Consider the following 19,698-nt stretch of genomic DNA (forward strand, 5'->3'; position numbering starts at 1 on the left):
AGGCAGCAGCTCTACCACGCAAGACTCTCCGTACCGGGCTCGCGTTGGAACAAATCTTTCATTCCGTTCCAACCTGGGTTACTGTTCGTGTCATGTCAGTCAATCAGGACTACGAGCGCGCGATCCGCGAAGCCGAGCCGGTCATCGCCGCCGACGACCCGGACACCGCCCTGCCATCACCACGCCTGGGGGCGGACTCGCTGATCTGGAAGTTCTACGGCGACAGCCGCGGCATCCTCGGATTCCAGCGGCTGGCCGGCACCGAGAACTGCATCGAACAGCTGGGCCAGGCGGTGCTCGACCACTCGGTGATCTTCGACGACTTCCTCGGCCGGGCCAAGCGCACCGGTCCACCGGTGATGAAGACCGTCTACAGCACCGAACCGCAGAAGTGGGGCCGCACCGTCCGCGACTTCCACCGCAACATCAAGGGCGAGATCAGCGATGGCTCGCGCTATCACGCGTTGAACCCGGAACTCTTCTACTGGGCACACGCGACCTTCGTCGACCAGGTCCTCTACATCACCGACACGTTCATCCGTCGACTGAGCTACGCCGAGAAAGTGCAGATCTTCGAGGAGAGCAAGATCTGGTACGAGCTCTACGGCGTGAGCGCCCGTAGTCAGCCGCAGACCTACGAGGAGTTCCGCGCGTACTGGGACGACATGCTCGACCGCTTCGTGCCGCACAAGACGGTCGTCTATGCGACGGGCTACATCCGGCAGGGACTCCCCCGGCCGAAGAAGGTCCCGGTGCCGGTGTGGAATGTCGTATCGGCACCACTGAACGCGTTCATGCGGACCGTCATCGTCGGAACCCTCCCCCAGCAGATGCGTGACGTCTGCGGACTCGAGTGGAATGACAAGCGCGAACGCAACTTCCAACGCTTCGCGCGGGGGATGCGGGCACTGAACCCGCTGTTCAACCGCCTGCCGCTGAAGTGGCTGTACGTGCCATGGGCCTACCGGGCGTGGCAGGAGGTCGGCGTCGACCCTCGGCCGCTGCACAACACTCCTGCCGCCTGACCGCCCACGCCCGCTGGACCTTCCCGGTTGACCGGGCCCTCAGCCCGCGCGGTATCTGGTGTCGTAGGCGTAGGACTCTTCGTCCGGATACCGCCCCCGCGCGGGACGCACGCGTGGTGTGGCGCCGAGATCGCCCCCCACGGCCTTGCTGATGATGGGGCCTATCCTGGCGAAATCCGCAGCGGCCGTGGACATCGGATAGGCGTCGGCGATCAGCGCCATCCAGTGGTGGATCTGGCGCAGGTCGTCGGCGGACAGCGGCCCGTTCACCCAGTTGTCGGACGTCCAGGTCTCCCGCTGCCAGGTCTGCCACGGGTAGTCGGCGTCGGCGGGTGGTGACACCGAATAGAGCCCGCGGACGATCACGTCGTTACGGTCGGCTCCGCAGTCCACCCGCCACCGCGACACCAGTTCCGCGTAGGCGGCATAGTCCTGCGCGTTCCAGTTGCTCGTCGAGAACCGTTTCCACCCGGCACGTCGGACGGTGCGCGCGATCTTTCCGTCGAGCACCTGACTGGGATGCTCGGGCGCACCGGCGCCGGCGAAGTAGAGGAACCAGGTGAAGCCGGTCGGTCCGAGCCGATCGATCTCCTGGCTTCCGCGATCGGGTTTGAGCAGATCAAAAGCCACCGCCGGGTCCTCCCGACTCGCCTGCGCTGCCTCCTGCAGCAGTTCGCCGATGCGCCGACGATCCGTCTTCACGGCGACCATACGTCGTTTGTTCTCGTTCCATCGCCGACCGTGGCAGAAGGCGATGGTGTTCCAGAGCAGGTTGATGGCGTCGTCGGGCGATGACAGCGCGGCCTCGGCCAGCCCGAACAGCTGCGTGCGCGAGATCGTGTCACCGATCAACTCACCGGGCAGACCGTGTTCACCGAGCTGATCGGACCACCATGGCCGGTCGACGACGACGGAGTCGGCGAGGACCTCTGCGGTGCGGTCGCCGGCGGCGAGCCACTCGGTGAGGACGGTGGGCGGTTCGAGATCTTTGGGTGTCATGTTCATTGGACGCAGCCGCCCGCCGACCGGTTCCATCGAATTGGCCCAGTCAGCTGATTTGCAGGAATTCCCCAGCTGCGGAAGCGAACTCGGCAGGCTTGTCGCGGTGCACACTGTGCCCTGCATCGATCTCGGTGAACACGGCGTCCGGCAGGGCCTCGCTCAAGGTGCGCAGGTGGCGCGGTGGGAGGAAGCTCCGCCGGCCACCGGAGATGATCAGGGTGGATGCCGCGATGACGTCGAGACGTGCCCACCACTCGGGATCGGGCGTCTCGAACTGCGGCGCGACCTCGACACCCACGCGGCGATCGAATCGGATCAGTGGCCACGGATTCCGCAGCGCAGCGCCGACTCCGCGCACACGCTCGCCGAGCGACGCGGCGACGACGATGCCCTCGTCGACGTGGCCCTGATCGCGCGGCATCGGCGGCACCTCCTCGAGCACCAGGCGACGCACCCGGCCGGGGACGTCCATCGCCAGTCGCAGCGCGGTCTGCCCACCCAGCGAATGGGCGACGATGTCGGTCTCGTCGATGTCGAGCTCGTCGAGTACGAACTCCAGGTCGTCGCGAAAATCATCGAGCAGGTACGTCTGCGCGTGACCGCTGCGGCCGTGTCCGCGCAGGTCCACCGAGATCACCCGCCGACCCTCACGACGTAGCGCCCTCGCGAACGCACGCCACGTGGTGTGATCGCCGGCCATGCCGTGCACCAGCAACACCGGCGGACGATGCCGGTCGTCGCCGGACACCCGGACCCCCAGTGCCAGGTCACCCGACGGGCTCGATCGATACAGCACACGCACGTGTTTCTCCTACGTCAAGCGGCGGCCGGAGCGCAAGTTCCGGTGCGTGACCCAGATCTCTTGTGTGTTCTGACCAGCGCTTTCCGACGCACGGACGCCCACTTCTCAGGGTCCGCTTATGTCTATATGGGTAATCTCGCCGTGTCTTTGCCGATACCGAACCGTTACCAAAATTGATGCGGACGACCCCAACCTGAGACGGACAACGCTGTGCCTCACCACCGCCTGAACGCCCACACCTCGACGCGACCCGCCACCCGCGCCCTCCTGGACTCGACATCGCGCACGCGACGGCCCGGTCGACATCGCGCCGCCCCACAGTCCAGCATGCGGACGACGTTCCGAGCGGGCGCACTCGCGGCGTTCGTCGGTGCGGTCGGGCTGACGGCCGGCACCGCAGCACAGGCAGCAGCGCAACCCGTACCGCCGCAGATCCCGTCGGACATCGCGCTGCCCGACAACGTCAAGCTGCCGGCAGGGCTGGTCCTGCCGCCCGAGATCGACGACCTCGCGCACGACGTCCTGCCGCCGTCGGTGTTCGCCCCCGGCACCCCCGGCATCAAGAGCGCTGTGAAACCCGTCAGCGGCACCGTGACGTCGGGCTACGGCCCGCGCTGGGGCTCTCACCACAATGGAGTCGACATCGCCAACAAGATCGGAACGCCCATCTACGCCGTCACCGACGGTGTCGTCCTCGAGTCCGGGCCGGCCTCCGGTTTCGGGCAGTGGGTCCGCGTGACGCAGGACGACGGCACCATCGGCGTCTTCGGTCACGTCGACCAGAGCTTCGTTCGTCCCGGCCAGAAGGTACGCGCCGGTCAGAAGATCGCGACCGTCGGCAACCGCGGCCAATCCACCGGCCCCCACCTGCACTACGAGGTCTGGGATGCGAACGGCACCAAGATCAACCCGCAGGTGTGGCTCAACAAGCGCGGGGTTCATCCGTGACAGTCGCCCCACGGGGCATTGGCTGCACGCGCGTCGCGGCCCCTGGTTCCGTCGGCGACATTTGGGGTTCCGTCGCCGACATTTGGGGTTCCGTCGCCGACATTTGGGGTTCCGTCGGCGAAATCTTGGGTTCTGTCGGCGGGGTCAGTCGCGGAACCACCCACTGCTTTTGGCCTTGAAGACCATGTCTTGCCAATAGCCCCACTCGTGGGTACCGACAGCCGGGAAGTCGGTGGTGATGCGGATGCCCTGGACGGCAGCGGCGACCTCGAAGGTACGGGTCTGCGCGAGGGAGATGACCTCGAGCGGTGTGCCCTTCACCGACCCGATGGCGTCGGTGTTGTACTTGCCCCACAGCCCCGATGCCGCGCCGACCCGGATGCGCATCCCGCGCATGCGTTGTAGCTGCGCGACCGAGTCGTTGGCGATCCAGCGTGCCGCCCAGGGCGGACCCCACATGGCGTCGGCGCTGAACGGCCCCACGCCGGCTGCCAGTCCCGCATCGATCAGGGCCAGCCGGACGGCGGTGCGCATCGTCGGCGCCGACGGGTTGAGGAAGCCCGACATCGAGAAGATGTGCGAGATGCGTTTGCGGTGGTAGGCGCCGAAGATCATCGCGGCGTTGCCGCCCATGGAGATACCCATCATCGCGTATTTGGCGCGGGGACCCACGGCCAGCCCGCGGGCGTCGAGTTCACGGATGATGGTCTTGAGGCGGCAGGTCCAGCGATAGCGGTATTTCACCTTGCTTCGCGGGCTCGCCGCGTTCCAGTCGGTGTAGAAGCTGGCGAGACCACCGACCGGCTCCACGACGTTGACGCCCGTGTTCGCAATGCGCTGGATGTTCGTCTCGTGCCGCCAACCGCTGACGTCGCCGGTCGCCCGCAGCCCGTCGAGAGCGATGACGGTCTTGTAGTTGCCCCAGCGCGTCCACATGTCGACCGGGGTGGACGGCATGCCACACCCCGATACGTAGAACCGTCCGAAAGACGCCGCGTTCGCGCTCCCGGCCTCGAAGGAGCCGATCCCGACGATGGTGGCCATGACGAGCAGACAGACGAGTAATCGGCGCCTCTTCGCCAGACGGCGAGGGCGCATGGAGAGTACCGGCACCGCAGAACCGTAATCCGTTGCGCGACTGGGTCGCCACAGCTGTGACCAGAGCAGCGGCAGACCGCAACCGGCCTGTTACCAAAGTGGCGCATGTTTCTGGAGTGATCACCGGACGCGTGCCGCCTCGCCGGCAGCCGACATGCGAAAAGGCGCCCAACCACTTTCGTGGTTGGGCGCCTTCTCGACTCAGTGAGTCAGATCGTCAGGAGGCGAACCTCACTTGTTGATCTTCGTGACTCGACCCGCACCGACGGTGCGGCCACCCTCGCGGATGGCGAAACGCAGGCCCTCGTCCATGGCGACCGGCTGGATGAGCTTGACGCTCATCTCGGTGTTGTCGCCCGGCATGACCATCTCGGTGCCCTCGGGGAGGGTCACGACGCCGGTCACGTCGGTGGTACGGAAGTAGAACTGCGGACGGTAGTTGTTGAAGAACGGGGTGTGGCGTCCACCCTCGTCCTTGCTCAGGATGTAGGCCTGGCCCTCGAACTCCGTGTGCGGAGTCGTGGTGCCCGGCTTCACGATGACCTGACCGCGCTCGACGTCCTCACGCTTGAGGCCGCGCAGCAGCAGACCGGCGTTGTCGCCCGCCTGTGCCGAGTCGAGCAGCTTGTGGAACATCTCGATACCGGTGACGGTGGTCTTGGTGGACTTGTCACGGATGCCGACGATCTCGACTTCCTCGTTCACGTTGACCTCGCCACGCTCCACACGACCGGTGACCACGGTGCCGCGGCCGGTGATGGTGAAGACGTCCTCGACGGGCATCAGGAACGGCTTGTCGGTCTCGCGGACCGGATCCGGGATCGACTCGTCGACAGCCGACATGAGCTCCTCGACCGACTTGACCCACTCGGCGTCGCCCTCGAGCGCCTTGAGCGCCGAGACCTTCACGACCGGGGCTTCCTCGTCGAACTCCTGGGCGGCCAGCAGTTCGCGGACCTCCATCTCGACGAGCTCGATGATCTCTTCGTCGTCGACCATGTCGGCCTTGTTCAGGGCGACCAGGATGTAGGGCACACCGACCTGGCGGGCCAGCAGCACGTGCTCACGGGTCTGCGGCATCGGGCCGTCAGTGGCGGCGACCACGAGGATCGCGCCGTCCATCTGAGCGGCACCGGTGATCATGTTCTTGATGTAGTCAGCGTGACCGGGGGCGTCAACGTGTGCGTAGTGACGCTTGTCGGTCTCGTACTCCACGTGCGAGATGTTGATCGTGATACCACGAGCCTTCTCTTCCGGAGCCTTGTCGATCTGATCGAACGCGAAGCTCTGGTTGAGATCCGGGTACTTGTCGTGCAGCACCTTGGTGATGGCCGCGGTCAGCGTGGTCTTGCCGTGGTCGACGTGACCGATGGTGCCGATGTTCACGTGCGGCTTGGTCCGCTCGAACTTCGCCTTCGCCACTTTGTTTGTCCTCCTGGACTGTTGTTGTCCTACTGGGCGGATCCCAGCAGGAGTTCTTCATTTACGTTGGTGCGCCCGCTTGTGGGCCAGCGCGGTTCGCGATGGATCGCGACGGAATTACTCGCCGGTCGCCTTCGCGATGATTTCCTTCGACACGTTCGACGGAACCTCCGCGTACGAGTCGAACACCATGGAGTAGTTAGCCCGGCCCTGGGTCTTCGACCGAAGGTCTCCGATGTAGCCGAACATCTCCGACAGCGGCACCTGTGCCTTCACGACACGTGCGCCACTGCGCTCCTCCATGGCCTGGATCTGGCCACGGCGGGAGTTCAAATCGCCGATCACATCGCCCATGTAGTCCTCGGGCGTGGTGACCTCGACAGCCATGATCGGCTCGAGGATCACCGGACCGGCCAGCCTGGCAGCTTCCTTCAGAACCTGCTGCCCAGCGATCTTGAAGGCCATTTCCGACGAGTCGACATCGTGGTACTGACCGTCGAGCAGGGTGGCCTTGATGTTGACCAGCGGGTACCCGGCCAGCACGCCGTACTGCATGGCGTCCTGGATGCCGGCGTCGACCGACGGGATGTACTCGCGAGGCACGCGGCCACCGGTGACGGCATTGTCGAACTCGTAGGTCGCGCCGTCCTCGGCGTCCACCAGCGGCTCGAGCTTGACGATGACCTTCGCGAACTGGCCGGAACCACCGGTCTGCTTCTTGTGCGTGTACTCGTGCTTGTCGACCGCCTTGCGGATGGTCTCGCGGTAGGCGACCTGCGGCTTGCCGACGTTGGCCTCGACCTTGAACTCACGCCGCATACGGTCGACGAGGATGTCGAGGTGGAGCTCGCCCATACCGCCGATGACGGTCTGGCCGGTCTCGTCGTCGAGCTGGACGGTGAAGGTCGGGTCCTCTTCGGCGAGCTTCTGGATCGCGGTGCCGAGCTTCTCCTGGTCGGACTTGGTCTTCGGCTCGATCGAGACGTTGATGACCGGGTCCGGGAAGCTCATCGACTCGAGCACGATCGGCGCACTCGCATCGCACAGGGTGTCACCGGTGGTGGTGTCCTTCAGACCGATCATCGCGTAGATGTGGCCCGCGGTCGCATCCTCGACCGGGTTCTCCTTGTTGGCATGCATCTGGAAGAGCTTGCCGATGCGTTCCTTCTTGCCCTTGGTCGCGTTGAGGACCTGGGTGCCGGCGTTGATGCGGCCCGAGTAGACGCGCACGAAGGTCAGCTTGCCGAAGAACGGGTGCGCCGCGATCTTGAACGCCAGCGCGGAGAACGGCTCGTCCGACGACGGCTTACGCGACATCTCCTCTTCCTCGTTGCCGACGGCGTGACCCTCGACCGAGGGGACGTCGAGCGGCGACGGGAGGTAGTCGATGACCGCGTCCAGCATCGGCTGGACACCCTTGTTCTTGAACGCGGAGCCGCAGATCACCGGGTAGTACTCACGCGCGATGGTGAGCTTACGGATGGCGCCCTTGATCTCCTCGACGGTGAGTTCCTCGCCGCCGAAGTACTTCTCCAGCAACGCTTCGTCGGACTCGGCGACGGTCTCGAGCAGCTTCTCGCGGTACTCGGCGGCCTGATCGGCGAGATCGGCGGGGATCTCCTCGATGGTCGGCTCGGCGCCGATCTCGACGGTGCCGCGCCAGGTGATCGCCTTCTGCTCGATCAGGTCGACGACGCCGTCGAAGGAGTCCTCGGCGCCGATCGGCAGCTGCAGCACCAGCGGCTTGGCACCGAGACGCTCTTCGATGGTGCGCACGGTGAAGAAGAAGTCGGCACCGAGCTTGTCCATCTTGTTGACGAAGCAGATGCGCGGGACCTCGTACTTCTCGGCCTGGCGCCACACCTGCTCGGACTGCGGCTCGACGCCCTCTTTGCCGTCGAAGACGGCGACGGCACCGTCGAGCACGCGCAGGCTGCGCTCCACCTCGACGGTGAAGTCGACGTGCCCGGGGGTGTCGATGATGTTGATCTGGTTCTTGTTCCAGAAACAGGTGACGGCGGCGGAGGTGATGGTGATACCCCGCTCCTTCTCCTGCTCCATCCAGTCGGTGGTCGAGGCACCGTCGTGGGTCTCACCGATCTTGTAGTTCACACCGGTGTAGAAGAGGATTCGCTCGGTTGCGGTGGTCTTGCCGGCATCGATGTGGGCCATGATGCCGATGTTGCGAACCTTTTTGAGGTCGCTGAGCACTTCCTGTGCCATTCCGTTCCCTTCGGGAAATCTTGGGACTAAAGGCTGTTCTTTTTTTCAAGCCGCGGCTTCGCCGCCCACCCTCGCAAGCTCGGGTGGACTGGCCGGTCCTCGCTTCGCTCGGAGCGGCCAGTGCCCGCTTGTTGAGCTTTGGTTACCAGCGGTAGTGCGCGAACGCCCGGTTGGCCTCGGCCATCTTGTGGGTGTCCTCACGACGCTTGACCGACGCGCCGAGACCGTTGGAGGCATCGAGCAGCTCGTTGGCCAGACGCTCGACCATCGTCTTCTCGCGACGTTGACGGCTGAAGGTCACCAACCAGCGCAGGGCGAGGGTGTTGGCGCGGTTCGGCTTCACCTCGACCGGCACCTGGTAGGTGGCACCACCGACGCGGCGGCTCTTCACCTCGAGGGTCGGCTTGACGTTGTCGAGGGCGCGCTTGAGCGTGATGACCGGATCGGTGCCGGTCTTCTCGCGGGCCTGCTCGAGAGCCTGGTAGACGATGCGCTCGGCGGTCGACTTCTTGCCGTCGAGGAGGATCTTGTTGACGAGCTGGGTGACCAGCGGCGAGCCGTAGACGGGGTCGCTGATCAGCGGGCGCTTGGGTGCGGGTCCTTTACGTGGCATGACTTATCAGTTCCCCTTCTTCGCGCCGTAGCGGCTGCGGGCCTGCTTGCGGTCCTTGACACCCTGGGTGTCGAGCGAGCCGCGGATGACCTTGTAGCGCACACCGGGCAGGTCCTTCACACGACCGCCGCGGACGAGCACCATCGAGTGCTCCTGCAGGTTGTGGCCCTCACCCGGGATGTAAGCGGTGACCTCGACGGAGCTGGTCAGGCGCACACGGGCGACCTTGCGCAGCGCGGAGTTCGGCTTCTTCGGGGTGGTGGTGTAGACGCGGGTGCACACGCCGCGACGCTGCGGGCTCCCCTTGAGGGCCGCGGTCTTGGTCTTGGCAGCCTTGTCGTGACGGCCCTTGCGGACCAGCTGATTGATGGTTGGCACTAGGTGTTCTTTCCTTTGTCGGCAGTGATCGGCGGCCACCTCGTGAGTGTCCGACGTCGGTGCAGTTGTCTCGTTGCGGTTGGTGCTCCGGGCAAACAACGACAACCGTTTCCGATTGCGTTGCCTCCGCAACTCGCCCCACCAGCACATTTGTGCTGGTCAGTACAATTTCGCTACCCCGAGGTCGGGCGTGTCATACACTCGACAACGGATTCGCCTGTCAGTCCGCCGGTCCCGGGGTGTCCCGGGCATGCGGACTGGCCCAGCACTAGCCGGGCACCGGCGATCCACTCTACCGATGCAGTTTGCACAGGTCAAAAAACTGTGCGTACCGCCCAACGGCCGGCCGCCGGGAGGTGAACGGCCGGTGGCTGGACCGTCCTCGGCTCCTCCCCCGGGTATCGTCGTCTCCCCCGAAAACGGGCGGCGAATCTGCGGATTCCGGGAGGAAGAACTCGCAGCTCATGGGGCTATTCGCCCGGCTCGACGGACTGCGGGAGCTTGACCGTTGCGCCCGACCGCTTCGCCGGATTCGACGGCGGGGGCACCACCGGCCCGATGTCGCCGTCCGGGGCGGTGTCGAGATCCACCATCACCGGCGCGTGATCGCTGGGTTTGGAGCCCTTGCGTGCCTGCCGGTCGATCCAGGCCGCGGCCACCCGCTGGGCGACCGGCGCTCCGGCGAGGATGAGGTCGATGCGCATGCCGAGATCCTTGTGGAACATCCCGGCGCGGTAGTCCCAGTAGCTGAAGACCCGGTCGCCTGGCCAGCGGTCGCGCACCACATCGTGCAGTCCGAGGGAGGTGAACGCCGCCAGGGCGTCACGTTCAGGGTCGGTGACATGGGTGTGCCCGACGTAGGCAACCGGGTCGAACACGTCGGCATCGGCGGGCGCGATGTTCATGTCGCCGCACAGCATGGTGTTGGCCGCGGCATCGTCTCCGTCGCCGGCGGCGACGGCATCGCGCAACCGCGACAGCCATTCCAGTTTGTAGTGGTAGTGGTCGGAGTCCGGGGTGCGCCCATTGGGCACATACAACGAGTAGATGCGCACTCCCCCGCACAGCGCCGACACCGCGCGGGCCTCGGTCGGCGAATCCGGCTCGGGATAGCCGGGCACGTTCTCGAATCCGCTGCGCACATCGTCGAGCCCGACCTTCGACAGCAACGCCACCCCGTTCCACTGCCCCTGTCCCACATGGGCGATCTGGTAGCCGCGTTCGGCCAGGTCGGTACCGAGCACGTCGTGGAACGCGTCGTCGGAGAGTTTCGTCTCCTGTAGGCAGACGACATCGGGTGCGCGCTGATCGAGCCACGGCAACAACCGCGGAATCCGCTGCTTGACCGAGTTCACATTCCAGGTCGCGACACGCATGCGGTCCACCGTAGCGGCCCCGCCGGGCTTGGCTTCCAGCGTGACCTGTGTCACTTTGGTGTGCATCAACTTGCTCACAGATGCGGCCGGCACCAGCCCGCGACGAGCGGTCATCGACCACTCGTGGCGACGCTCCGCGCTGTCCGGAGTACACCCCGACGACCCGACACCCACGGCACTGGTGGACATCGCCGCCGCGGACCCACTGCTGGATGCGGCACGGCCGGTCCTCGACGACGCCGCAGCACGGCTGGTGGACACCGATATGTCGCTGCTGCTGGTCGATCATGAATGCCGGATGGTGTCGCGGGTGGCATTCGGGACCGCAATCGAACGCAAGCTCGACGAACTGGGTGCCGCACCCGGCGTACCGTTCGGCGAGGACACCGTGGGGACCACCGCGCTCGGCACACCCGCCGAGATCCGCGGCGGGATCGCCGTCAACAGCAGCGAGCACTACCTCGAACGGTTCAAGACGATCAGTTGCTTCGGCCAGCCGATCATCCATCCGGCCACCCGACGACTGGCCGGCATCGTCTGCATGTCGGAGACGGCCGAGCACATCAACCCTCTGGCGGTGCCGTTCATCAATGGCGTCGTCGCCGACATCGCCGACCGCCTGCTCGACCGTTCCCGGGCCCAACAGCGCCGGGTGCTCGACGCATTCCAACGCGCCGCGGCCCGCCGCGACATCGCGGTCGCCGCGATCGGTGACGACCTGCAGCTGACCAACGCGCCGGCCGCCGAGTTGCTCTCCCCCGCCGACATCGGGGCCTTGCGGGGGCTTGCCACCGACCCGGGGCTGCGCGCGATGGTGGTGCCGTTGACGCTGGTGTCCGGTATCGAGGTCGAGGTCGGTGTGGAACCGGTCGCCGGGATCGGCGGCGCGGCGTTGTTCCGGTTCCGCCCGGCCGCGCACATCTCGCCGAGACCCACTCCGACGGCGCGCACCGCACCAGCGGCCGCGACCACCATCGCGGTCACCGGTGAGCCCGGCACCGGCCGCACCACCGAGGCGCACGCGCTCGCCGCCGATCACGGCCCCGGACCGACCCTGATCGTCGACGTCGCCGACGATCTGATCTGCGGCCGCGAACCCGACATCGTCGCCTCGATCACCCGGGCCCGATCGGGGCGGGTACCGCTCGTCATCGACGGGGTCGACCTGCTCGACGATCGCTCCATCGCGCTGCTCACCAAGGCGGCGACGACGTGGTCGGAGTGCCCGCTCATCGTGGTGAGCGCTCCGCGCGAGCACGTCGCGGCAGGCGTGGCGGCGCTGATCGGCAGATGCGGGCGCCGCGTGGATCTACCCGCGCTACGACAGCGCAGTTCGGATCTCGCCGCCACCGCCAGTGCGGTCCTCGACCGCATCGAGCCCGGGATGACACTGTCCGGCAATGCCACCGACGCACTCCTCTGTCAGGACTGGCCCGGCAATCTCGCCGAACTCGATGCGGTTCTGCGACAGGCCGCCGAGGCGTGCGCGGCCCGCGCGGCGCGCGTCGTCGAGCCCGCGGACCTACCGCCGGGCTACCGCACCACCAGTCGCGCCGCGCACCTGTCCGGGCGGGAGCAGGCCGAGCGGGTTGCGATCATCGATGCGCTCGACCACGCCGGCGGCAACAAGGTGCATGCGGCGCGTGAACTCGGGATCAGCCGCACCACCCTGTACGCCCGGATGCGCTCACTCGGTATCTGAGCCGGTCGCGGACCCGGCGACTGTCCAACGCACTGTTCAGTTTCTGGACAGTGCACCCCTGCCCGAAGGTGGCAGAAATGAAGCAGGTCACAACTATGACCCAGATCACTACAGATCTCGCCACCTGACCAGGAGGTTTTCATGACCGCCGTCGCCACCGAGCTGCTCACGCGGGTCCGCGACTTCATCTCCACCGACCGCCCGATGCTGATCGGCGGCGAGTGGGTGTCGGCCGCCTCCGGCCGCACCTTCGAGACCATCGATCCGGCCACCGCACGCCCGATCACTTCGGTCGCCCACGGCGAGGCCGTCGACGTCGATCGCGCCGTACGCGCCGCCCGACAGGCCTTCGACGACGGACCGTGGTCGCGGATGAAGCCCAACGAACGTGAGCGGCTGCTGTGGCGGGTGGGTGACCTGCTGACCGAGCGGGCTGCCGAGTTCGGCCAGCTCGAGGCACTCGACAACGGCAAGGCGGCCACCATCGCGACCGCGGTGGACATGAACTGGTCGGCCGACATCTTCCGCTACAACGCCGGCCTGGCCACCAAGATCACCGGCTCCACCGTCGACGTGTCGATGCCCTTCGTGCCCGGCGGCGAGTTCCACGCCTACACGCTGCGCGAGCCGGTCGGCGTGTGCGGCCTGATCGTGCCGTGGAACTTCCCGCTGCTGATGGCCGCATTCAAACTCGCACCCGCGCTGGCCGCCGGCAACACGGTGATCCTCAAGCCGGCCGAGCAGACCCCACTCACCGCGCTGCTGCTCGGTGAGATCTTCGACGAAGCGGGCTTCCCGCCCGGCGTGGTCAACATCGTCACCGGCTTCGGCGATGCCGGTGCGGCCCTGGCCGCCCACGACGACGTCGACAAGATCGCCTTCACCGGCTCCACCGAGGTCGGCAAGAAGATCGTCGAGGCCGCCAAGGGCAACCTCAAGAAGGTGTCGCTGGAACTCGGCGGCAAGAGCCCCAACATCGTGTTCGCCGACGCCGACTTCGACAAGGCGGTGGCCGGGTCGGTGGCGGCATGGATGTTCAACCACGGGCAGTGCTGCGTGGCCGGCACCCGACTGTTCGTCGAGCGACCCATCTTCGACGACTTCACCACGGCCGTCGCCGAGGCAGCGGCGCAGGCGAAGATCGGCCCCGGGCTGGACCCGGCGACCGAACTCGGCCCGCTGGTCAGTCAGGAACAGTTCGATCGGGTCTCGGGCTACCTGTCGGCCGGCCTGGCCGACGGCGCGCGCGCACTGACCGGCGGAAAGCGTTGGGGCGATGAGGGGTTCTTCATCGAACCGACGGTGTTCGTCGACGTCGAGCCGCACTTCTCGATTGTTTCCGAGGAGATCTTCGGGCCCGTCGTGGCGGCGCTGCCCTTCGACGCCGACACCGGGGTGGCCGCGGCCGCCAACGATTCGGTCTACGGTCTGGCCGCCGGTATCTGGACCACCGATCTGTCCAAGGCCCACAAGACGGCACGCGCGATCAAGGCCGGTTCGGTCTGGGTCAACCAATACAACGGATTCGACACCGCGATGCCGTTCGGCGGCTACAAACAAAGTGGGTGGGGTCGCGAACTCGGTTCGTCCGCGATCGACCTCTACACGCAGACCAAAGCGGTCAACGTCGCACTCTGACCATCAATCCCCCATCCCTTCGCAAAGGAGCGAACAATCATGAAAACCAAGGCCGCCATCCTCACCGGCGTCGGCAAGCCCTTCGAACTCACCGAACTCACCCTCGACCCGCCGAAGGACGGCGAAGTACTGATCAAGTACACCGCCGCCGGCCTGTGCCATTCCGATCTGCATCTGACCGACGGCGATCTGCCGCCACGCTTCCCCATCGTCGGCGGCCACGAGGGCGCCGGGATCATCGAGGAGGTCGGGCCGGGCGTCACCAAGGTCAAACCCGGCGACCATGTGGTGTGCAGCTTCATCCCGAACTGCGGCACCTGCCGCTACTGCGCGACGGGCCGACAGTCGCTGTGCGACATGGGCGCCACCATCCTGGAAGGCTCGATGCCCGACGGGTCGTTCCGCTTCCATGACGGCGACACCGACTTCGGCGCCATGTGCATGCTGGGCACCTTCTCCGAGCGGTCCACCATCAGCCAGCACTCGGTGGTGAAGGTCGACGACTGGCTGCCGCTGGACAAGGCCGTCCTGGTGGGTTGCGGCGTGCCGACCGGCTGGGGTTCGGCGGTCTACACCGGCAATGTGCGGGCCGGGGACATCGTGGTGATCTACGGCATCGGCGGGATCGGCATCAACTCGGTGCAGGGTGCCGTGCACGCCGGCGCCAAGGCCGTGATCGTCGTGGACCCGATCGCCTTCAAACGCGACACCGCGATCAAGTTCGGCGCCACCCACGCGTTCGCCAGCGCTGCCGAGGCCCAGGAGACGATCACCGAGATCAGCTGGGGTCAAGGGGCCGACGCCGCGATCGTCACCGTCGGCACCGTCGACGAGGACGTGGTGTCGGCGGCCATCGGCGCCGTCGGCAAGGGCGGGTCGGTGATCCTCACCGGCCTGTCGAGCCCGGAGAAGTTCACCGTGCACTGGCCGGGCATCGACCTGACGCTGAACGAGAAGTCCATCAAGGGCAGCTTGTTCGGCTCGGCCAACCCGCAATACGACATCGTCCGGCTGTTGCGCCTCTATGACGCCGGCCAGCTCAAACTCGACGAGCTGGTCACCACCACCTACACCCTCGATCAGGTCAACGAGGGATACCAGGATCTACGGGACGGCAAGAACATTCGCGGTGTGATCATCCACGACAACTGACCCGCCGCACAGACCCCGGCCCGGACGCGATGACCCGTGCGCGTCCGGGCCGGACCATGTCATCCGATGAGTGGGCGGCGGTCCTCATCCCATGCACCCAGGCGGCGCAGCAGTGTGCGCTTCTTGTCGACGTGGCCGCGCATCCGGGACAGGATCTCGGTGAGGGCCTCGATCGCCTCCACGATGTGCGGCCCTTTGTTGAGCATCACGCATTCGGCTCGTTCGCCGGCCGCGGCGTCGGTGACCTCGGCGCGGGTGGGTAGTCCCCGGTCGGCGAGCGAGTCGAGGACCTGGGTCGCCCAGATCACCGGGACGTGGGCGGCTTCGCACAGCCACAGGATCTCCTCCTGTACCTCGGCGAGGCGTTCGAATCCGGTCTCGACGGCGAGGTCACCACGAGCGATCATGACGCCGACGCGGCGGGTGCGCATGGCCTGCAGCAACGATTGCGGAAGCGCTTCGAAACCGGCCACGGTCTCGACCTTGAGCACGATACCGAGATCGGGGCTGTGGCGTTCGGCCAGTATTCGTTGCAGTTCGGCCACGTCCTGTGGTCCCTGCACGAAGGACAGGTTCACCACGTCGGCGATCTCGACCACGGTGTCGAGCGCTGCGACATCGTCGGCCGTGAGTGCGCTGGTCGGCAGTCGGGTATCTGGCAGATTGATACCCTTTTCCGCCTTCAGCTTGGTGCCCTCGGGCTTCGCGCGGGTGACCAGAACGGCGATTTCCTCGGCACTCACGTCGGTGACCGCTCCGGCGATCTTCCCATCGTCGAAGAACACCCGATCGCCGACGGCGACGGCCGAGAACGCCTCGGCCAGTGTGCATCCAATATGGTGATTGCCATCGTCGGTGGGTGTGGCGGGACTCAGATCGGCGGTCAGCGTGACAGTGTCACCCGGACGTAGCAGCAGGGCCTGCGCGAGCGCGGGAAGGTCGCCGACCACGGCATCGCCGGCATCGCCGGCATCGGGGTGCAGCAGCGTGCCGGGTGTGAGGTAGAGGGTGCGGTCGCAGCTCACGAGCGCGCCGTGCGGTGCGGTCTCTTCGACGACGAGGGTGCGTGCGCGTCCACGCGCGTCGGTCAGGGTGATGTGGGCGCCGGTGGTCACAGATGATGGCGGCCAGGCGGGGTCATCGATCGGGATCGTGGTCTGCATGTCGGCTCCGTCGGGTGCCCGCCCGAGCCAGAACCGCGCAGGTGTGGTGACTCGGCCCAGTTGGTCACGCTTTGGACGTATCCGCACGACCTTCGGCCCGTCCTTGATGGGTCCGGTCCGCACCTTTGGTCCGCCGAGGTCCATGGCGATTCGGATCTCCGGGTCGGCGGCGCGGACGTGGGTCGCCATGGTGCGCCAGGCGGCGGCGTTGTCGTGGGCGCAGTTGATCCGGGCCAGGTCCATCCCGGCCTCGGAGCACCGCTCGACGAATCCAGGATCGGCAGCTGCGATGCCGGGCATCGTCACCATCACCCGCGCGGACCGTGCGTGCGGTTGTGGACCCAGCAACGCGAACGCGTTCCGCTCGAGGATCTCTGGGCCGGCTTCAGAATCGACGCCGAGCGGTTCGACGCCCGGCCCGTGGCCGCCCAGGACCTCGTCGATGATCCGGATGACGGCGTTCAGGTTGGTCAGCACCCCGGATTCCATGCGCCCCAACGACGACAGGCCTTCGGCGGTCAATTGGTTCTGTAGGTCGCGCAGATCGTGCGCGCGCATCGCCCGGTAGTGCACCAGGTTGGCCGCACCTGCGCGGTGCGCCGGATGGACTGCGGCGATCCGGTCCGCGGTCACCGACTCCGCCTTCCGAGCGTCGTCGCGCAGGTCGACAAGTTGCGCGCGCAGTGCGGTCAGTCGTTCCCGGCGATCCTCATCGACTCCTCCGAGGTCGGGTCCCTCGGTTGCCGGCCCTCCGGCCTCCATCACCACCGCACCCCTCCGTTGCAGCGCTGCCTGACTGATCCGTCAGGGCGAGTGTAGGCCCGGATCGACGGGTCGGCACGTCACACGATCCGGTCGCGGTGGCGCAGCAGGAGTCAGCGCGGATAGGTGACGATGACCTGCCCGGTGCGGGCGTTGCGCCAGGTGATGGTGCGGTCGGTGTGCATGGTGGGGAGCCACGGGCCGTCGTGTTTGCGGTCGTGGTCGGGTCGGCATAGGGGTGCGAGGTTGAAGGCCACGGTCCAGCAGCCGGCCAGCGGGTCGGCGTGGAGGAATTTGTGCAGGTGGTCGAGTTCGCACTCTTCGGACGGGCGCCCGCAGTAGGGGTAGCGGCAGCGTCGGTCGAGTTGGATGATCTCGGCACGCAGTGCTGCTGAGGGTGCGTAGGTCAGTGCCCCGGGTGGTGGGGTGGCGTAGCCGCCGTGCCCGGTCGGGTCGATGGGTGGTGCCGGTGTCTGGTTGCCGAAGATGATCAGGCCGCTGGCGGTGCGGGTTTCACTCGGTGGGGCGGTGATGGTGGTGGCGTGGGGTGCCAGACGTGCGGCGTGGGCAGGGTCGATCGCGCCGTAGCCCATCAGGCGGGTGGGGTCGAGGCCGGTGGGGTCGCGCAGCAGGGTCAGGCCGGGGACGACGAGGCCGGAGTCGGTGTCGGATTCGGAGTCGATGTCGGAGTCTGTGTCCGTGGTGTCTTCGGCGTCCGCGTCGTCCGCACTGTTTGCTTCGGAGTCGTCGGCCGGATCATGATCGGCCACCTCGGCGTCGGCGCGAGGTGCGGTGATGAAGTCTCGTCGGGGTTCCGGGGAGGGCTGGACGTCATCGCTGTCGGCGCCATCGCTTCCGGTGCCGGACTGTTCACTCTCACCGTCATTGTCGACGTCCCCGTCGATGTCACGGTCATCGTCGAGGTCGGCGAGGGTGATCGGCTGTTCTTCAGCCGCGTCAGGCCCACCCACTGCGGGTTCGTCGGCGGTGTCGACGCGTGCGTTGGTGTCGTCAACCGGGTTGGTGTCGACCGAGGACTCGCGCTCACTACCAGTGACCGACAGCTTGCGGTCACCGCCATCGACCGAACTCGGTGTGGCCTCCGTCGCCGACGTCGGGTTGCTGGTGCGGGTCTGTTTGGCCGGGCAGGTGTCGTCGCCGCAGTGGCAGCGCAGTGTCGCCCCGGGGGCCTTGATGATCTCCGCGAACGCGGCCACACGTTGGGCTTTGATGCTGCGGCCGTCGCGGCGGCACACCCGCCGGCCGATGAGCGCGCTGATCCGGTCGCGTAGGTGCACACCGTGTTCGGCGGGAATGCAGGCGTCGACGGTCATGTGCCCGAACGCTTCGCTACCGATCTTCACATCGCCGAACAGGTCGGCGATGTCGTCGTGGGCCTCGACGGCCCGGTCGGGGTCCAGGGTGATGATGATCGCGTCGAGATCGGCCTGCAGCGCGGTGTCGGTGGTCGGGCGGCTGGCCAGATCGAGCACCACATCATCGAAATCCCACGGCTCATCGCCGGCAGGATCGGTCTCGGCCGCACCATCACCGGCATCACCGGCATCGTCGGTGTCGGCATTCTCGGTGTCGAAGTCGAGGGTGAGGTCCTCGTCGGTGTCGTCGGTGTCGGTGGTGTCGGCGGTGTCGGTGTTGTCGGTGAGTTCGGCCAGTCGTGCTCGGAGGTCGCCGGTGGGGCCGGTGGCGGCGCCGCGGATGGCCACGCCCAGGCGGTGGGGGCTCAGGTCGCCGGCGCGGAAGGCATCACGGATCTTGGGGTGGTCGTCGAGGAGTTCATCGAGGTGGACCCATTCCCCGGCTTTGGTTCGGGCGATGCCCAGTTGCAGCGAGATTTCGCCTATGGCGGCTTTGTCGGCGGCGTTGCGGATTCGGTTCGGGACGTAGTCGTTGTATCCGGTGATGCGCTCGTTATAGGTGGACTGACCGATCTGACGGGCGATCTGCATGGCCACGGCCTGGGCTTGATTGCTCAGCCGGAGGGCGTCGCGGCCGTACTGGGCCAACTCGTCGAGGCTGCTGGTGGCCAGCAGGGCGTCGTCGGCGGCACGGTCGGTGAAGGTGAACACGACACGCTCCTTTCCGGCGACGACAGCGAGATCGGGATCGGGTTTGGTTGGTGGGGAATCGAACTGCTACCAGAGTATCGGGTGGCTCCGACAACTTTGGTGGGCTGCAGGTGGGGTGTGGATGAGTTGTGGATCGGTGGTGGGTTCAGGATATCGGTGGGGTGTGACAATTCCGTTCGGGGTGACATAGCCTGCGGGACAATGCTTGCGGCGGCTCTGTCTCGGCTGGTGACGGTCTCGATACGCCCTCGGCTAGCGCCTCGGCCTACTCGACCACCAGAGGGTGTCGTCGCGGGCTCGGTTGGTG

Annotated in this window: 15 protein-coding genes; 5 read left to right on the forward strand and 10 right to left on the reverse strand. The window is 66.6% G+C overall.

Features of this window, described 5'->3' with window-relative positions; genetic code table 11:
• Positions 1-92 precede the first annotated feature (92 nt).
• Entirely contained in the window at positions 93-1,025 is a 933-nt protein-coding gene (locus NWF22_RS03635; protein WP_160900588.1) for an oxygenase MpaB family protein, read from the forward strand.
• A gap of 39 nt (positions 1,026-1,064) precedes the next feature.
• On the opposite strand, the gene NWF22_RS03640 is transcribed toward NWF22_RS03635, so the two are convergent.
• Entirely contained in the window at positions 1,065-2,024 is a 960-nt protein-coding gene (locus tag NWF22_RS03640; RefSeq protein WP_160900587.1) for an 8-oxoguanine DNA glycosylase OGG fold protein, read from the reverse strand.
• Positions 2,025-2,073: 49 nt separating this feature from the next.
• Positions 2,074-2,829 carry an alpha/beta fold hydrolase gene (locus tag NWF22_RS03645; protein ID WP_160900586.1) on the reverse strand — a complete coding sequence of 252 codons (756 nt, stop codon included), beginning with the start codon at positions 2,827-2,829 and terminating at the stop codon, positions 2,074-2,076.
• A gap of 327 nt (positions 2,830-3,156) precedes the next feature.
• Here NWF22_RS03645 and NWF22_RS03650 point away from each other — a divergent pair, with 327 nt between their 5' ends.
• Positions 3,157-3,777, forward strand: a complete 621-nt coding sequence (locus tag NWF22_RS03650) for a M23 family metallopeptidase (RefSeq protein WP_233750869.1) — start codon at positions 3,157-3,159, stop codon at positions 3,775-3,777.
• Positions 3,778-3,921: 144 nt separating this feature from the next.
• Here NWF22_RS03650 and NWF22_RS03655 read toward each other — a convergent pair whose 3' ends face one another.
• The 6 genes from NWF22_RS03655 to NWF22_RS03680 all read right to left on the reverse strand — a co-directional run bounded on the left by NWF22_RS03655 (position 3,922) and on the right by NWF22_RS03680 (position 10,887).
• A complete protein-coding gene (locus NWF22_RS03655; RefSeq protein ID WP_373692003.1) occupies positions 3,922-4,821 on the reverse strand; it encodes an alpha/beta hydrolase in 900 nt (299 codons plus the stop codon).
• 285 nt (positions 4,822-5,106) lie between these two features.
• Positions 5,107-6,297 (reverse strand): elongation factor Tu, encoded by a 1,191-nt coding sequence (gene tuf / locus NWF22_RS03660; protein WP_160900584.1) that lies wholly within the window; start codon positions 6,295-6,297, stop codon positions 5,107-5,109.
• Between the two features lie 117 nt (positions 6,298-6,414).
• Positions 6,415-8,520, reverse strand: coding sequence for an elongation factor G (gene fusA, locus NWF22_RS03665; protein WP_160900583.1), 2,106 nt, complete (start codon positions 8,518-8,520; stop codon positions 6,415-6,417).
• A 142-nt stretch (positions 8,521-8,662) separates the two neighbouring features.
• The gene (gene rpsG / locus NWF22_RS03670) at positions 8,663-9,133 is read right to left on the reverse strand and encodes a 30S ribosomal protein S7 (RefSeq protein ID WP_160900582.1); all 471 of its coding nucleotides are present in this window, start codon (positions 9,131-9,133) and stop codon (positions 8,663-8,665) included.
• A 6-nt stretch (positions 9,134-9,139) separates the two neighbouring features.
• The gene (gene rpsL, locus NWF22_RS03675) at positions 9,140-9,511 is read right to left on the reverse strand and encodes a 30S ribosomal protein S12 (RefSeq protein ID WP_007619326.1); all 372 of its coding nucleotides are present in this window, start codon (positions 9,509-9,511) and stop codon (positions 9,140-9,142) included.
• A gap of 470 nt (positions 9,512-9,981) precedes the next feature.
• On the reverse strand, positions 9,982-10,887 hold the full coding sequence (locus NWF22_RS03680; protein WP_160900581.1) for an exodeoxyribonuclease III: 906 nt from the start codon (positions 10,885-10,887) through the stop codon (positions 9,982-9,984).
• Positions 10,888-10,927: 40 nt separating this feature from the next.
• On the opposite strand from NWF22_RS03680, the gene NWF22_RS03685 reads away from it, so the two are divergent.
• The 3 genes from NWF22_RS03685 to NWF22_RS03695 all read left to right on the forward strand — a co-directional run bounded on the left by NWF22_RS03685 (position 10,928) and on the right by NWF22_RS03695 (position 15,379).
• Positions 10,928-12,589: a sigma-54-dependent Fis family transcriptional regulator gene (locus NWF22_RS03685; RefSeq protein ID WP_258321316.1), complete on the forward strand. Its 1,662-nt coding sequence runs from the start codon at positions 10,928-10,930 to the stop codon at positions 12,587-12,589.
• A gap of 141 nt (positions 12,590-12,730) precedes the next feature.
• Positions 12,731-14,227, forward strand: coding sequence for an aldehyde dehydrogenase family protein (locus NWF22_RS03690; protein WP_160900579.1), 1,497 nt, complete (start codon positions 12,731-12,733; stop codon positions 14,225-14,227).
• Between the two features lie 39 nt (positions 14,228-14,266).
• Positions 14,267-15,379: an NDMA-dependent alcohol dehydrogenase gene (locus NWF22_RS03695; protein ID WP_160900578.1), complete on the forward strand. Its 1,113-nt coding sequence runs from the start codon at positions 14,267-14,269 to the stop codon at positions 15,377-15,379.
• A 59-nt stretch (positions 15,380-15,438) separates the two neighbouring features.
• On the opposite strand, the gene NWF22_RS03700 is transcribed toward NWF22_RS03695, so the two are convergent.
• A complete protein-coding gene (locus NWF22_RS03700; protein ID WP_160901383.1) occupies positions 15,439-17,304 on the reverse strand; it encodes a pyruvate kinase in 1,866 nt (621 codons plus the stop codon).
• Between the two features lie 113 nt (positions 17,305-17,417).
• Positions 17,418-19,391, reverse strand: coding sequence for an HNH endonuclease signature motif containing protein (locus NWF22_RS03705; protein WP_160900577.1), 1,974 nt, complete (start codon positions 19,389-19,391; stop codon positions 17,418-17,420).
• Positions 19,392-19,698 lie beyond the last annotated feature (307 nt).

The organism is Gordonia mangrovi (genome assembly GCF_024734075.1).
GTDB classification, from domain to species: domain Bacteria; phylum Actinomycetota; class Actinomycetes; order Mycobacteriales; family Mycobacteriaceae; genus Gordonia; species Gordonia mangrovi.

What these genes read in the sequence shown, in the direction of transcription:
- NWF22_RS03635 (WP_160900588.1), top strand. Translation starts at nt 93, where the DNA reads ATGTCAGTCAATCAGGACTACGAGCGCGCGATCCGCGAAGCCGAGCCG.
- NWF22_RS03640 (WP_160900587.1), bottom strand. Translation starts at nt 2,024, where the DNA reads ATGACACCCAAAGATCTCGAACCGCCCACCGTCCTCACCGAGTGGCTC.
- NWF22_RS03650 (WP_233750869.1), top strand. Translation starts at nt 3,157, where the DNA reads ATGCGGACGACGTTCCGAGCGGGCGCACTCGCGGCGTTCGTCGGTGCG.
- NWF22_RS03655 (WP_373692003.1), bottom strand. Translation starts at nt 4,821, where the DNA reads ATGGCCACCATCGTCGGGATCGGCTCCTTCGAGGCCGGGAGCGCGAAC.
- fusA (WP_160900583.1), bottom strand. Translation starts at nt 8,520, where the DNA reads ATGGCACAGGAAGTGCTCAGCGACCTCAAAAAGGTTCGCAACATCGGC.
- rpsG (WP_160900582.1), bottom strand. Translation starts at nt 9,133, where the DNA reads ATGCCACGTAAAGGACCCGCACCCAAGCGCCCGCTGATCAGCGACCCC.
- NWF22_RS03680 (WP_160900581.1), bottom strand. Translation starts at nt 10,887, where the DNA reads ATGCGTGTCGCGACCTGGAATGTGAACTCGGTCAAGCAGCGGATTCCG.
- NWF22_RS03690 (WP_160900579.1), top strand. Translation starts at nt 12,731, where the DNA reads ATGACCGCCGTCGCCACCGAGCTGCTCACGCGGGTCCGCGACTTCATC.
- NWF22_RS03695 (WP_160900578.1), top strand. Translation starts at nt 14,267, where the DNA reads ATGAAAACCAAGGCCGCCATCCTCACCGGCGTCGGCAAGCCCTTCGAA.
- NWF22_RS03700 (WP_160901383.1), bottom strand. Translation starts at nt 17,304, where the DNA reads ATGGAGGCCGGAGGGCCGGCAACCGAGGGACCCGACCTCGGAGGAGTC.